Raw genomic sequence first — 15,408 nt, 5'->3', positions numbered from 1 at the left:
GAATTCAGATGTGCGCGGCGAGATGTTAGAATCTCGTTGTAAAAATGTATAGAAAATAGGACGTACTGGTATGCAAAAGTCTTACGATTACGATGCCATCGTGATTGGCTCCGGTCCTGGAGGTGAAGGTGCAGCCATGGGCCTGGTGAAGCAGGGAGCGCGCATCGCAGTGATCGAACGCTACCATAACATCGGCGGCGGTTGTACTCACTGGGGCACCATTCCCTCCAAAGCGCTTCGCCATGCAGTCAGTCGCATTATTGAATTCAACCAAAACCCGCTTTACAGCGATCACACTCGCCTGCTGCGCTCCTCGTTCGCCGATATCCTTAACCACACGGAGAACGTCATCAGCCAGCAGACCGCCATGCGTCAGGGCTTTTACGAGCGCAACCGCTGCGAGCTGTTTCAGGGCAACGCCCACTTTATCGATGCCAACACTATTGAAGTCGAACATTACGACGGCACGCGCGAGCGCCTGACGGCGGAAAAATTTGTCATCGCCTGCGGCTCTCGCCCTTACCATCCGGCGGACGTCGATTTTACCCATCCGCGCATCTACGATTCCGACTCCATTCTTAATCTGCATCACGAGCCGGGCCACGTCATTATCTATGGCGCAGGCGTTATCGGCTGCGAGTATGCGTCGATTTTCCGCGGGCTGAACGTCAAGGTCGATCTGATTAACACCCGCGACCGTCTGCTGGCGTTCCTCGATCAGGAGATGTCCGATTCGCTCTCCTATCACTTCTGGAACAGCGGCGTCGTTATTCGCCACAACGAAGAGTTTGAGAAAATCGAAGGCGTTGAAGATGGCGTGATTATGCACCTGAAGTCGGGCAAAAAGGTGAAAGCCGACTGCCTGCTCTATGCAAACGGCCGAACCGGCAACACCGATTCGCTGGCGCTGGAAAACGTCGGGCTGGAGGCGGACGGACGTGGCTTGCTGAAGGTAAACAGCATGTATCAGACCGCGCAGCCGCACATCTATGCGGTGGGCGACGTTATCGGCTATCCGAGCCTGGCCTCAGCCGCCTACGACCAGGGCCGCATCGCCGCGCAGGCCATTATCAAAGGTGAAGCCAGCGCGCACCTGGTGGAAGATATCCCGACCGGTATCTATACCATTCCGGAAATCAGCTCGGTGGGCAAAACCGAACAGCAGCTGACGGCGATGAAGGTGCCTTATGAAGTGGGCCGCGCGCAGTTTAAGCATCTGGCGCGCGCGCAGATTGTCGGCATGAACGTGGGCAGTCTAAAGATCCTGTTCCACCGCGACACCAAAGAGATCCTGGGCATTCACTGCTTTGGCGAGCGTGCGGCGGAGATCATTCATATCGGCCAGGCGATTATGGAGCAGAAAAACGGCGGTAATACCATCGAGTACTTTGTTAATACCACCTTTAACTACCCCACCATGGCCGAGGCCTATCGCGTGGCCGCGCTAAACGGCTTAAACCGCCTGTTTTAACGTGGTATCGAGATAGCCCTGCATGTGCGTGCGAATCGCTTCTGCCAGCTGCTCATAGCGGCTGCGCAGAGGCGAACCGGGTCGATAGACCAGCGCGATGGTGCGCTGCGGCACAGGCTTATAGCACGGCAGATAGCATACGCCGTCGCGCACGCGCTCCTGCGGCACAGCCAGCGCGGGCAGCAGCGTGATGCCGCTTCCAGCCGCGACCATATTGCGCAGCGTCTCCAGACTGGTGGCGCGAAAATGCGTATCTTCATCCGCACCCGCCTCAAAGCAGAAGCCCATCGCCTGATCGCGCAGGCAGTGGCCGTCTTCCAGCATCAACAGCTTTTCGCCCGCCAGATCGGACATCGGCACGCGATCGCGGTCGCGCCACGGGTGATCCTGATAAACCGCCAGCTTCATCGGCTCGTCGAACAGCGGCACCTCAATAAAGGCTTCACTCTCTTTCACCAGCGCCAGGATGGCACAGTCGAGCTTGCCGCTGTCGAGCTGCGCCAGCAGCTGCTGCGTCTGCGCCTCGTGCAGATACATTTCCAGCTTGGGAAAAGTGCGATGTAGCATAGGAATGATTTGCGGCAGCAGGTAGGGGCCGGTAGTGGGGATAAGCCCGATATGCAGCGGTCCGGACATGGCTTCGCCCTGCTGGCTCGCCATCTCTTTTAATACTTTAACTTCCCGCAGCACGGTGCGCGCCTGATCGACCAGCAGCATGCCCGCCTGGGTGAACAACACTTTACGGCTGGTTCGCTCCAGCAGCATCACGCCCAGCTCATCTTCCAGCTTGCGGATCTGTCCGCTGAGCGTCGGCTGGCTGACGTGGCACGCATCCGCCGCCCGGCGGAAGTGGCGATGCTCGGCAAGCGAAACCAGGTATTCAAGATCGCGAATGTTCATTGTTATCCTCCAGACCACGATAGCCCGTGGCGATAGATAGGATAGCAATGAACGATTAGCCCTATCAAGCAATGATCAGAATAATGCACGCAACAAATTCAGGCGATCTGCTCTCAAGGAGAAAATATGTTTGCAACTCAGGAAGGTAAGCCCGTTCCGCAGGTCGTATTTCATACCCGACAGGGCGATCGTTGGGTAGACGTTACTACCGATGAGCTGTTCAAAGACAAGACGGTTATCGTCTTTTCGCTGCCGGGCGCCTTTACGCCCACCTGTTCATCGAGCCATCTGCCGCGCTACAACGAACTTTACAACGTCTTTGCCCAGCATGGCGTTGACAGCATTCTCTGCGTGTCGGTTAACGACACCTTTGTAATGAACGCCTGGAAAGCGGAGCAGCGCGCAGAAAATATTACCTTTATTCCAGACGGCAACGGCGAGTTTACGCGCGGAATGGAGATGCTGGTTGAGAAAGGGGACCTCGGTTTCGGCGCGCGCTCGTGGCGTTATTCGATGCTGGTGCGCAACGGCGTAATCGAGAAGATGTTTGTTGAGCCAGACAAGCCTGGCGATCCCTTTGAGGTTTCCGACGCCGATACCCTGCTGCGCTATCTGGCGCCAGAATTCAAAGTGCAGGAGTCGGTCTCGCTCTTTACCAAACCTGGCTGCCCGTTCTGCACCAAAGCGAAACAGATGCTGATCGACAACAATATGCCGTTTGAAGAGATTGTGCTGGGTCAGGATGCCACCACCGTTAGCCTGCGCGCCGTATCGGGCCGCGCCACGGTGCCGCAGGTCTTTATCGGCGGTCGCCATATCGGTGGCAGCGACGATCTGGAGCAGTACCTGCTGTCAGCGTAAAAGAATCACTGTGTCAGCCGGAGCGCTGGCCCTCTGATGATGTGCCTATAAAAATAGTAATTAAATTCCGAAGCTAGAGGTTAGCGGGCAATTATTGCCCGCTTTTTTTTGCCTGCCGATCAGCCGAGACGCTTTTTCGCCTCGGCGATGGCGGATGCCACCTGCTGCGGAGCGACGCCGCCTTTCGCATTACGTTTTTCCAGGCAGGACTGCAGCGCCAGAACAGGGTAAACGTCCTCTTCAATCGCCGCGCTGAACTGCTTTAGCTGCGCCAGCGACAGCGCTTCCAGCGCCACGCCCTGCCCGATCGCTTCCACGACCGCTTCCCCAACGATGTGGTGCGCTTCGCGGAACGGCACTCCCTTCGCCACCAGATAGTCGGCCAGCTCAGTCGAGTTAGCGTAGCCCTGCTCCGCCGCTTCCTGGCAGCGCGGACGTTTTACCTGAATGCCATCCAGCACCAGCGCCGACATATGCAGACAGTCCAGCCAGGTGTCGAGCGCGTCGAACAATCCCTCTTTATCTTCCTGCATATCTTTGTTGTAGGCGAGCGGCAGGCCTTTCAGCGTCATCATCATGCCGGTCAGCGCGCCCTGCACGCGGCCACACTTGCCGCGGATCAGCTCCAGCGCGTCTGGATTTTTCTTCTGCGGCATCAGCGATGAGCCGGAGGTCACCTTATCAGACAGCTCGACAAAACCCGCTTCGCCGGTGTTGAAAAAGATTAAATCTTCGGCGAAGCGCGACAGATGTACCATGCCGATAGAGGCATCGGCCAGCAGCTCCAGCACGTGATCGCGATCGGAGACGGTATCCAGGCTGTTGCGGGTCGCGGAGGCGAAGCCCAGCCAGCCGGCCAGCTGTTCGCGGTCAATCTCATAGGCGGTGCCCGCCAGCGCGCCGCAGCCGAGCGGGCTGACGTCGAGACGCTTCAGCGTATCCTGCAGACGGCTTTCGTCGCGCGCCAGCATTTCAACATAGGCGAGACACCAGTGAGCGAAGGTCACCGGCTGGGCGCGCTGCAGGTGGGTATAGCCCGGCATTACCGCATCCTGGTTGGCTTCGGCGGTCGCCGTCAGCGCCTGCTGCAGCTCGCGCGTCGCACCCAGCAGCGCCTCGACCTGCATTTTACACCAGAGCTTCAGATCGGTGGCGACCTGATCGTTACGGCTGCGGCCGGTATGCAGCTTCTTGCCCAGCGCGCCGACTTTCTCAATCAGCTGGCCTTCAACCCAGCTGTGGATATCTTCGGCATCGCTTTGCAGGATCTGTTCTGGATCCGCCTGCACCTCAGCCAGCAGCGCATTCAGTGCATGCTCCAGCTGCTGCTGCTCATCATTGCTCAGCACGTTAACCGTCACCAGCGCTTTGGACCAGGCGATGGAGCCGACAATATCCTGCTCCGCCAGACGATAGTCAAAGCGCAGCGAATCGTTGAACTGTTTGAAACGTTGGTCTGCTGCCTGGGTAAAACGTCCGCCCCAAAGTGCCATGTGAAACTCCTTCAATCCTTAAACCAGAGGCGGCCCGAAGCCGCCTCTGCGAAATCTGGTTGGGCGAGGCACACGCCTCGCCGGTTATTACTTCTTCTGCTCGTTCAGGGCGCGAATGCGCGAAGAGAGCGAGAACAGACGGATAAAGCCGCCTGCGTGACGGTGATCGTAAACCTCGTCTTCGCCGAAGGTGGCGAACTCTTCCGAGTAGAGGCTGTTAGAGGAGCGTTTCTGGATCGCCGTCGCCTGACCTTTATAGAGCTGCAGCACGACTTCGCCATTTACCTCTTCGGCCAGCGACTCGGCAGCGGCCTGGATTGACTTACGCAGCGGCGCAAACCAGCGGCCGTCGTAAACTACGTAAGACATCTCATGGCCCAGCTGCTCGCGCCATTTGAAGCTGTCGCGATCCAGTACCAGCTGCTCAACCGCGCGCAGCGCGTTGACCATAATGGTGCCGCCAGGGGTTTCGTAGCAGCCGCGCGACTTGATGCCGACCAGACGGTTTTCCACGATGTCGATACGGCCTACGCCATGCTTCGCGCCGATGGCGTTCAGCACTTCCAGACACTGGAACGGGCTCAGCCTTTCGCCGTTCACCGCGACAACGCGGCCTTTTTCCACGGTGACGGTGACGTTTTCCGGCTGATCGGGCGCTTCCAGCGGATCCACGGTCCACACCCAGCAATCTTTATTCGGCGCATTGGACGGGCTTTCCAGCACCCCGCCTTCGGTCGAGATATGCCAGGCGTTCTCGTCACGGCTATAGATTTTTTCCAGCGACGCGGTAGTTGGGATATTGCGCTCTTTCAGGTAGTCCAGCAGCGCTTCACGGGAACGCAGGTTCCATTCACGCCACGGCGCCACCACTTTCAGCTGCGGCGCCAGCGCGGTGTAGGTGGTTTCGAAACGCACCTGATCGTTACCTTTGCCGGTCGCACCGTGGCACAGCGCATCCGCGCCGACTTTCAGCGCCAGCTCAACCTGCGCCTTGGCGATAATCGGACGCGCCATTGAGGTGCCGAGCAGATAGGTGCCTTCATACAGCGCACCGGTCTGCAGCACCGGATAAACGTAATCGCTGATAAACTCTTCACGCAAATCGACTACGTGGCACTCAGAGGCGCCGGACTGCAGCGCTTTCTTCTCCACGCCTTCCAGATCGCTACGCTCCTGGCCAATATCCGCCACAAATGCCACGACTTCGCAGCCGCCGTAGTTCTCTTTCAGCCACGGAATAATGGCGGAGGTATCCAGACCGCCGGAATAGGCCAGTACGATTTTCTTGATATTTTGCGTGCTCATGTCGTCATCCTAAATCTAAGTCGTTAAGCGAGGATCCGGGTGCCGATCGACACGCCGTTAAACAGGTCAGGCAGTTGCTCTGCGTGGCGCCAGCTGGCGATATCCACCGGGCGGCCCAGCGTGCGCGCCGCGTCGAGCGCCGCGTTCACTTTTACAATCATGCCATCGGTAATGATGCCTTGTGCAATAAGCTGCTCCGCTTTGGCGGCGGTCATCTCTTCGATGCGCTGGCCTTTGCCGTCGAGAATGCCGCTCACGTCGGAGAGCAGCACCAGATCGGCGCCCAGCGTGGCCGCCAGCGCGGTCGCCGCCTGGTCGGCGTTGACGTTCATCAGCTCGCCCGCGTCGGTGATGCCGATAGAGCTGACAATCGGCATATAGCCTGCGGTCAGCAGGGTGTTAATCAGCGCCGGATCGCCCGGCTCGGCGTGGCCGACGTGTCCCAGCTCTTCATCGAACTGCGCCACCTTCACCAGGTCGGCGTCGCCCAGGCTCAGCCCGACCGCCTTAATGCCGTGCTTTTTCGCCCAGGCGAGCAGGGTTTTATTGGCGGTGCCCGCCAGCGCGCCGGTAATAATGTCGATCTGATCGGCTGGCGTAACGCGCAGGCCGTTCTTCTTCTTCACCGGCAGCGACAGCTTTTTCATCAGCTCGTCGACCACGCAGCCGCCGCCGTGAACGATCAGCAGCGGACGCTGATGGGCGCTGCGATAAGCCAGCAGCGCGTCGAACAGGCGCGCCAGCGCCTCTTCGCTGTCGAGCAGCACGCCGCCCAGTTTGATAATTAATGGAGTTGTCATGTGCATCCTTGTCCGTTAAATCAGCGACTGCGTTTCAGGGAAGCCGAAGCGAATATTCAAACACTGCACCGCCTGCGACGCAGCGCCTTTCAGCAGGTTATCCTCCGCCGCGACGACGATCAGATGCTCGTCCTGCACCGCGAAGCCGATGTCGCAGAATGGCTGGCCGATAACCGCTTTCAGCGCCGGCACGCCCTGCTCATAGACGCGCACCAGCGGCTTGTCGTGATAGGCGCTGTGGAACGCCGCCGCTACGTCGTCGTGCGTGACGCCCGCCTTCAGACGGCAGGTGATGGTCGCCAGAATACCGCGCGGGAAGTTGCCGAGGTGCGGCGTAAAAATCACCGGCGCGCCGAGATGGGCAACAATTTCTGGATGATGGCGATGATTGAACAGGCCGTACGGCTGCAGGCTCACTTCGCAGAAGCTGGTAGTGACGCTGGCTTTACGGCCGGCACCGCTTACGCCGCTGGTGGCGTTGATCACCGGCCACTGATCGGCGTTAAGCAGATCGCCCTCGATCAGCGGCTTCAGCGCCAGCTGCGCCGCGGTGGGATAGCAGCCCGGCACCGCCACCAGCTGCGCCTCTTTGACTTGCGCGTGGTTCCACTCCGCCAGGCCGTAGACCGCTTTGTCGAGCCAGTCGGCGTGCTGATGGGTGAAGCCGTAATAGCGCTGATAAAAGTCGCCGTCGTTGACGCGGAAGGCACCGGAGAGATCGAACACCACGCAGCCGGCCTTCAGGAACTCAGGTGCCAGATCGTGACTGACTTCATGCGCGGTCGCCAGGAACACCACATCCACCTTGTCCGCCCACTCGGCCGCGCTGCTCAACGGCTGCAGCGGCAGATCCACCACGCCTTTCAGCTGCGGATGCAGATCGGACAGACGCTTCCCGGCATCCGGGCTTTGCGCTGAAACCGCCAAAGCGGTTATGTTCATATGTGGATGGCGATTGAGGAAGGTGGCGAGCTCTACGCCAGCGTAACCACTGGCACCAACGATCAGCGTATTCAACATCAGGCTGTATACCTTTTTACAGTCACACGTTCCGGGTCGCGGCCTTGCCCCGTTGCCCACGATGCCGTTTGCGAAGGATTTCTGCTTCCCAGCCAACCGGCGTTAATGTATTTTTATTCACTATTAATGCATGAATATTGATACATCCTAACTCAAGGACCGTCAACAGTGAAGACAAAATTACCGCCTTTTATCGAACTCTACCGCCAGCTGATTGCCACACCGAGCATCAGCGCAACCGACGCCGCGCTCGATCAGAGCAATGAAACTTTAATCAATTTGCTGGCAGGCTGGTTCCGCGATCTCGGCTTTAACGTAGAGGTACAGCCGGTGCCGGGCACGCGCCATAAATTTAACCTGCTGGCGCGCAGCGGCAGCGGCGCAGGCGGTCTGCTGCTGGCGGGCCATACCGATACCGTGCCGTTCGACGACGGGCGCTGGACGCGCGATCCCTTTACCCTGACGGAGCACGACAACAAGCTCTACGGCCTGGGCACCGCCGATATGAAAGGCTTCTTCGCCTTTATCCTCGACACGCTGCGCGACGTCGACGTCAGCAAACTCAGCAAGCCGCTCTATATTCTCGCCACCGCCGATGAAGAGACCACCATGGCGGGCGCGAAGTACTTCTCTGAAACGGCGAGCATTCGCCCAGACTGCGCCATTATCGGCGAGCCGACCTCGCTGAAGCCGGTGCGCGCGCATAAAGGCCATCTCTCGCACGTTATTCGCGTGCAGGGCCAGTCTGGCCACTCCAGCGATCCGGCGCGCGGCGTCAACGCTATCGAACTGATGCACGACGCCATCGGTCATCTGATGCAGCTGCGCAATACCCTGAAAGAGCGCTATCACCACGACGGCTTCGCCATTCCCTATCCGACCATGAACTTCGGCCATATCCACGGCGGCGACGCGGCGAACCGCATCTGCGCCTGCTGCGAGCTGCACATGGATATTCGTCCGCTGCCGGGCCTGTCGCTAAACGACCTGGAAGGGCTGCTGAACGAGTCGCTGGCGCCGGTCAGCGCGCGCTGGCCGGGACGGCTTACGGTCGGCGAGCTGCATCCGCCGATTCCGGGCTACGAATGCCCGGCCAGTCACGAACTGGTCGCCGTGGTGGAAAAACTGCTCGGCACGCAGACCGAAGTGGTGAACTACTGCACCGAAGCGCCGTTTATTCAGGAGCTGTGCCCGACGCTGGTACTGGGGCCGGGATCGATCAACCAGGCGCATCAGCCAGATGAATTTATCGATACCGCATTTATTAAGCCGACTCGCGCCCTGATCGCGCAGGTTGTGCAGCACTTTTGCCACTGATACGCAATAAACAGGGCAATCTACTGTTAAGAAAGTAAATTTCCTGTTCAATACGCGGGATTTGTTGATAAGAATAACTTATCCCGCTCCTCTCTATTTAAAATCTTTGAATTTCCAGCAGTTAGCCGCATGTTACCGGGCGCTTATGCGCATTGACGTCGCCAGGTTTACGTGGCTAGATAAAAGACGATGTTATGCCCGGTGGGTGATTACTCATGCAGTTTCGGCCTGGCCGCGAACGCTGGGTGTAGAAGTTTACAAAGACGATAAGGGTGTCAGGGTCACATGAACGAACAATATTCCGCAATGCGAAGTAATGTCAGTATGCTCGGCAAACTGCTCGGGGATACGATCAAGGATGCACTAGGAGAGAACATCCTCGACCGGGTGGAGACCATCCGCAAACTCTCAAAGTCATCCCGTGCGGGAAATGACACTCATCGCAAGGAACTGCTTAACACGCTGCAAAATCTGTCGAACGACGAGCTGCTGCCGGTGGCACGCGCTTTTAGCCAGTTTCTTAACCTGACCAACGTCGCCGAACAGTATCAGACCATTTCACGCAGCGGCGACGGCGCGAACCATCCCGAACTGTTGAAAACCACCTTTGATCGTCTTAAACAACAGCCCGACGTCAGCGAAAGCGCGATCCGTGCAGCGATTGAATCGCTGTCGCTGGAGCTGGTGCTGACGGCGCATCCCACCGAGATCACCCGCCGCACCCTGATCCACAAGCTGGTCGAGGTGAACAGCTGCCTGAAGCAGCTCGATCACAGCGACATCTCTGACTATGAGCGCAACCAGATTATGCGCCGCCTGCGACAGCTGGTGGCGCAGGCGTGGCACACCGATGAGATCCGCAAATATCGGCCGACGCCGATCGACGAAGCCAAATGGGGCTTCGCCGTGGTGGAGAATAGCCTGTGGGAAGGCGTACCCGCCTTTCTGCGCGAGCTGAACGAACAGGTCGAAGAGGCGTTCGGCGTGAAGCTGCCGGTAGATTTCGTGCCGGTGAAATTTACCTCCTGGATGGGCGGCGACCGTGACGGCAACCCCAACGTCACCGCCACGGTGACGCGTCACGCCATGCAGCTCAGCCGCTGGAAAGCCGCCGACCTCTTTCTGCGCGATATCGGCGTGCTGATCTCCGAGCTCTCGATGTCTGAATGCAGCGACGAGGTGCGCGAGCTGTGCGGCGACCCGGAGGCGATTGAGCCTTACCGCGTGATTCTGAAGCGCATGCGCAGCCAGCTGCTCGCCACCCAGTCCTGGCTTGAGCGCCGCCTGAAGGGCGAGCATCTGCCGCGTCCTGCCGATCTGCTGGTCTCCAACGATCAGCTCTGGACGCCGCTTTACGCTATCTATCAGTCGCTGCAGCAGTGCGACATGGGCATTATCGCCAACGGTCAGCTGCTGGATACGCTGCGCCGCGTGAAGTGCTTCGGCGTGCCGCTGGTGCGCATCGATCTGCGTCAGGAGAGCACGCGCCATACCGAAGCGATCGCTGAAGTGACCCGCTATCTCGGCCTCGGCGACTATGAAAGCTGGTCGGAAGCGGATAAGCAGGCCTTCCTGGTACGCGAGCTTAACTCCAAACGTCCGCTGCTGCCGCGCCACTGGGCGCCGAGCGACGAGACGCGCGAAGTGCTGGAAACCTGCCGCGTCGCCGCCGAAGCGCCGCAAGGCTCGATTGCCGCCTACGTTATCTCGATGGCGAAGACGCCGTCCGACGTGCTGGCGGTGCATCTGCTGCTGAAAGAGGCGGGCATTACCTTCGCCATGCCGGTCGCGCCGCTGTTTGAGACCCTCGACGACCTCAACAACGCCAATGACGTTATGAGCCAGCTGCTGAATATCGACTGGTATCGCGGCTTTATTCAGGGCAAACAGATGGTAATGATCGGCTACTCCGACTCGGCGAAAGATGCCGGGGTGATGGCCGCCAGCTGGGCGCAGTATCAGGCGCAGGACGCGCTGATCAAAACCTGCGAGAAAGCCGGCATCGCGCTGACGCTGTTCCACGGCCGCGGCGGCAGCATCGGCCGCGGCGGCGCGCCTGCGCACGCGGCGCTGCTGTCACAGCCGCCGGGCAGCCTGAAAGGCGGCCTGCGCGTAACCGAACAGGGCGAGATGATCCGCTTTAAGTATGGTTTGCCGGAAGTCACCATCGCCAGCCTGTCGCTCTACACCGGCGCGATTCTGGAAGCGAACCTGCTGCCGCCGCCGGAGCCGAAGAAAGAGTGGCACACCATTATGGATCAGCTCTCACAGCACTCCTGCGCCATGTATCGCGGCTACGTGCGCGAAAACCCGGACTTCGTGCCCTACTTCCGCTCCGCCACGCCGGAACAGGAGCTGGGCAAGCTGCCGCTCGGATCGCGTCCGGCGAAGCGTCGCCCGACCGGCGGCGTCGAGTCGCTGCGCGCCATTCCCTGGATCTTCGCCTGGACGCAGAACCGTCTGATGCTGCCCGCCTGGCTCGGCGCGGGCGCAGCGCTGCAAAAGGCGATGGACGAAGGCCATCAGGATCAGCTCGAAGCGATGTGCCGCGACTGGCCGTTCTTCTCCACGCGGTTAGGCATGCTGGAGATGGTGTTCGCCAAAGCTGACCTGTGGCTGGCGGAATATTACGATCAGCGTCTGGTGGACAAAACGCTGTGGCCGCTGGGTAAACAGCTGCGCGACCAGCTTGACGCCGACATTAAAGCGGTGCTGACCATCGCCAACGACGCGCATCTGATGGCGGATCAGCCCTGGATAGCCGAGTCGATCGCGCTGCGTAACGTCTACACCGATCCGCTCAACGTGCTGCAGGCGGAGCTGCTGCAGCGTTCGCGCGATCAGGAAGCGCGCGGCGAAGAGGTCGATCCGCGCGTCGAGCAGGCGCTGATGGTGACCATCGCGGGCGTCGCCGCGGGTATGCGCAACACCGGTTAACCCTCTTGACTACTCCGGGCAGGCCTCTGCCCGGAAACCTCTGAGCCGCAGCGCCTTTCCCGCTTGCCGGCGTTGTGCCTGAGCGCTACTTTGCTCTATTCTTTAGGACCATTCCTCAGTTATCCACATTCTCATTTACAGGAGTTGCCCTTATGGCATCAGGAATTTCTCGCATCTGGATGCGTACCGGCATGTTGCTCGGCGCCGCGTTGCTGGTGCTTAACCTCACCGCGTGCGGCGACAAAGAGGGCGATCAGCGCAAGGCCTTTATCGACTTTCTGCAAAACACCGTTATGCGCAGCGGCGAACATCTGCCAAGCCTGAGCGAAAGCCAGAAGCAGAATTTTGGCAAGTACGCGGGCGACTACGCCATTCTTTACGGCTTTTCCCAGCAGGTGAATAAGGCGATTGATCAGGGCATGCGTCCGGTGGTTGATGAGCTGTCGGCGATCCACGTACCGCAGGACTACCTGACGCGCCGCGACGCGCTGCGTCAGGCGAACGGCGCGCTGGTGATTGTCACGCAGCAGCTGGAGAGCGCCAAAATGCAGGCGGACAGCAGCAAGGCCTCGCTTAAGCAGGAAGAGGATCTGAAGAAGGTCTACGACGCCGCTTACGATAAAGTGGTTACGCAGCCAGCTAACCAGCTGGTGCCGCTGCTGCCGAAGCTGCAGGCGCTGAGCCAGGGCGCGGCGCAGGCGGGCGACTTTCTGCAGCAGCAGGGGCCGCGCGTGAGCTTTAACAATAGCGCCGTTCAGTTCCCGACGCCCGATCAGGTCACGCAGTATAACGCGCTGATGAGCACCATCTCCGCCAACGCGCAGGCGTTGACTCAGGCGCAGACCGCCGTGCAGAACGGCCTGCAGTAAAGCCTCCTCCGGGACAAGTTTGCCGCTTGTCCCGGCCTCCCCGCATTACCGCTTTTCACTTTATTGTCCGCCCGACAAACGCGCCGCCAGTAGTGTGATCTGGCGCATTTTCAATCAAAAATAGTTTGTGAACTTCGTCACATATATGAAACAAACCGAGATGATCTAAATGTGATTTTAGTCACATATATCCCGGTTTTGTGGCGAAAAAATCGTCTTTGCCGGTTTTTTAAGCCGATGTTATGTGATCTAAATCACCAAAAAAGCCCCTGCCACCACTGTAGTTAAGTGATCTTGATCACACTTAGGCCGCCCGCTACGCAGCGTCATATTCGCGTGTTAGAGTCCGCCTGCATACAGTAATAGCGACGGCTCGACGCCGTGCTGGCTTAACAAAAACAAACGCGCTCTCTTATTGCAGCGCGTCTCGATAAGGGGTGGCTTTATGTCCTCATCAGTCAAGGTCAAGGTTCAAAGCTTTGGTCGCTTTCTGAGTAATATGGTGATGCCTAACATCGGGGCGTTTATCGCCTGGGGTATCATTACCGCGCTGTTTATCCCGACCGGGTGGATCCCTAACGCGACGCTGGCGAAGCTGGTCGGTCCGATGATCACCTACCTGCTGCCGCTGCTGATCGGTTTCACCGGTGGCCGTCTGGTTGGCGGCGATCGCGGCGGCGTAGTTGGCGCTATTACCACTATGGGCGTGATCGTCGGCGCCGATATGCCGATGTTCCTCGGCGCCATGATTGCCGGTCCGCTGGGCGGCTGGGCGATCAAATCTTTTGACCGCGCCGTTGACGGTAAAATCAAAAGCGGCTTCGAAATGCTGGTCAACAACTTTTCTGCCGGCATTATCGGTATGTTGCTGGCGCTGCTGGCGTTTCTCGCCATCGGGCCGCTGGTAGAGGGGCTGTCCCATATTCTCGCCGCAGGCGTCAACCTGATGGTGCAGAACAACCTGCTGCCGCTGACCTCCATCTTTGTTGAACCGGCGAAAATACTGTTCCTTAATAACGCCATCAACCACGGCATCTTCTCACCGCTGGGCATCCAGCAGGCAAGCGAAGCGGGCAAATCGATCTTCTTCCTGATTGAGGCGAACCCTGGTCCGGGTATGGGCGTACTGGTCGCCTATATGATGTTTGGCCGCGGCAGCGCCAGGCAGTCCGCGGGCGGCGCGGCGATCATCCACTTCCTCGGCGGCATCCACGAAATCTACTTCCCGTACGTGCTGATGGCACCGCGTCTGCTGCTGGCAGTGATTCTGGGCGGCATGACCGGCGTCTTCACCCTGACGCTGCTCAATGGTGGTCTGGTCTCTCCCGCCTCGCCGGGCTCTATCCTGGCGGTGCTGGCGATGACGCCGAAAGGCGCCTACTTCGCCAATATCGCGGCGATCGTGGCGGCTTTTGCGGTCTCCTTCGTGGTCTCTTCCATCCTGCTGAAAACCAGCAAAGCCAAAGAAGAGGACGATATCGAAGCGGCGACCAAACGCATGCATGATATGAAAGCTCAGTCGAAAGGCCAGGCTGTGGCGGGCGCGCCGGTGGTTGCCGACGCCAGCAGCGTTGACGTCAGCCACGTGCGCAAAATCATCGTCGCCTGCGACGCCGGTATGGGTTCAAGCGCAATGGGCGCGGGCGTGCTGCGTAAGAAAGTGCAGGATGCGGGACTCACTAACGTTTCCGTTACCAACAGCGCGATTAACTCGCTGCCGGGCGACGTCGATCTGGTGATCACCCACCGCGACCTCACCGAGCGCGCGATGCGTCAGGCACCGCAGGCGCAGCATATTTCGCTGAATAACTTCCTCGACAGCGCGCTCTACACCAACCTGACCGATCGCCTGGTGGCGGCGAACCGCAGCGAAGCGCACCGCGAAGTGGTACAGACCGCGCTGGCGGACAGCTACGACACCAGCAACCCCCATCTGTTTAAGCTGGGTGCGAACAACGTCTTCCTCGGCCTGAGCGCCAGCAATAAAGAGCAGGCGATCCGCTTCGCCGGCGAACAGCTGGTGAAGGGCGGCTACGTGCAGCCGGAATATGTCGAAGCGATGCTGGCGCGCGAAAAACTCACCCCCACCTATCTGGGCGAGTCCATTGCGGTGCCGCACGGCACGGTGGAAGCGAAAGATCGCGTATTGAAAACCGGCGTGGTGTTCTGTCAGTATCCGCAGGGCGTGCTGTTCGGCGACGATGCGGATGACGTGGCCCGCCTGGTTATCGGTATCGCGGCGCGCAACAACGAGCACATCCAGGTGATCACCAGCCTGACCAACGCGCTGGACGACGAAAGCGTGATTGAGAAGCTGGCGCACACCACCAGCGTGCAGGAAGTGCTGGATCTGCTGTCAGGCAGCCCGGCGGCCGCCTAAACGTCCTGCGTGATTTCCCTGGGGCGGGTAAGCCCGTCCCGATTTCCGGGGCGGG

Annotated in this window: 11 protein-coding genes; 6 read left to right on the top strand and 5 right to left on the bottom strand. The window is 59.3% G+C overall.

The features are described 5' to 3' along the window. The first annotated feature begins 70 nt into the window (after nucleotides 1-70). Nucleotides 71-1,471, top strand: coding sequence for a Si-specific NAD(P)(+) transhydrogenase (sthA, locus tag LB453_RS02760; protein WP_103797160.1), 1,401 nt, complete (start codon nucleotides 71-73; stop codon nucleotides 1,469-1,471). Here the strand turns inward: sthA and oxyR are convergent. Then, nucleotides 1,454-2,371 (bottom strand): DNA-binding transcriptional regulator OxyR, encoded by a 918-nt coding sequence (gene oxyR / locus LB453_RS02755; protein WP_033792985.1) that lies wholly within the window; start codon nucleotides 2,369-2,371, stop codon nucleotides 1,454-1,456. The two genes, sthA and oxyR, sit on opposite strands and share 18 nt — an antisense overlap. A 126-nt stretch (nucleotides 2,372-2,497) precedes the next feature. On the opposite strand from oxyR, the gene LB453_RS02750 reads away from it, so the two are divergent. Then, complete coding sequence (locus LB453_RS02750; protein WP_103797159.1) at nucleotides 2,498-3,232, top strand: glutathione peroxidase; 735 nt, start codon at nucleotides 2,498-2,500, stop codon at nucleotides 3,230-3,232. Nucleotides 3,233-3,351: 119 nt separating this feature from the next. Here LB453_RS02750 and argH read toward each other — a convergent pair whose 3' ends face one another. The 4 genes from argH to argC all read right to left on the bottom strand — a co-directional run bounded on the left by argH (nucleotide 3,352) and on the right by argC (nucleotide 7,850). Further along, entirely contained in the window at nucleotides 3,352-4,725 is a 1,374-nt protein-coding gene (gene argH, locus LB453_RS02745; RefSeq protein ID WP_103797158.1) for an argininosuccinate lyase, read from the bottom strand. 87 nt (nucleotides 4,726-4,812) lie between these two features. Beyond that, on the bottom strand, nucleotides 4,813-6,030 hold the full coding sequence (locus tag LB453_RS02740) for an argininosuccinate synthase (protein WP_103797157.1): 1,218 nt from the start codon (nucleotides 6,028-6,030) through the stop codon (nucleotides 4,813-4,815). A 23-nt stretch (nucleotides 6,031-6,053) separates the two neighbouring features. Next, nucleotides 6,054-6,830, bottom strand: coding sequence for an acetylglutamate kinase (gene argB / locus LB453_RS02735; protein ID WP_103797156.1), 777 nt, complete (start codon nucleotides 6,828-6,830; stop codon nucleotides 6,054-6,056). Nucleotides 6,831-6,845: 15 nt separating this feature from the next. Next, nucleotides 6,846-7,850 (bottom strand): N-acetyl-gamma-glutamyl-phosphate reductase, encoded by a 1,005-nt coding sequence (gene argC, locus LB453_RS02730; RefSeq protein ID WP_103797155.1) that lies wholly within the window; start codon nucleotides 7,848-7,850, stop codon nucleotides 6,846-6,848. A gap of 168 nt (nucleotides 7,851-8,018) precedes the next feature. Between argC and argE the strand changes: the two genes are divergently transcribed. The 4 genes from argE to LB453_RS02710 all read left to right on the top strand — a co-directional run bounded on the left by argE (nucleotide 8,019) and on the right by LB453_RS02710 (nucleotide 15,353). Further along, on the top strand, nucleotides 8,019-9,167 hold the full coding sequence (gene argE, locus LB453_RS02725) for an acetylornithine deacetylase (RefSeq protein ID WP_103797154.1): 1,149 nt from the start codon (nucleotides 8,019-8,021) through the stop codon (nucleotides 9,165-9,167). Nucleotides 9,168-9,452: 285 nt separating this feature from the next. Beyond that, nucleotides 9,453-12,104: a phosphoenolpyruvate carboxylase gene (ppc, locus tag LB453_RS02720; protein WP_103797153.1), complete on the top strand. Its 2,652-nt coding sequence runs from the start codon at nucleotides 9,453-9,455 to the stop codon at nucleotides 12,102-12,104. Between the two features lie 152 nt (nucleotides 12,105-12,256). Next, the gene (locus tag LB453_RS02715) at nucleotides 12,257-12,973 is read left to right on the top strand and encodes a DUF3053 domain-containing protein (protein ID WP_103797152.1); all 717 of its coding nucleotides are present in this window, start codon (nucleotides 12,257-12,259) and stop codon (nucleotides 12,971-12,973) included. 445 nt (nucleotides 12,974-13,418) lie between these two features. Next, nucleotides 13,419-15,353 (top strand): PTS mannitol transporter subunit IICBA, encoded by a 1,935-nt coding sequence (locus LB453_RS02710; RefSeq protein WP_103797151.1) that lies wholly within the window; start codon nucleotides 13,419-13,421, stop codon nucleotides 15,351-15,353. Nucleotides 15,354-15,408: the final 55 nt, after the last annotated feature.

Source organism: Pantoea agglomerans, assembly GCF_020149765.1.
Taxonomy (GTDB): domain Bacteria; phylum Pseudomonadota; class Gammaproteobacteria; order Enterobacterales; family Enterobacteriaceae; genus Pantoea; species Pantoea alvi.
This window is presented reverse-complemented; position numbering and strand designations above follow the sequence as displayed.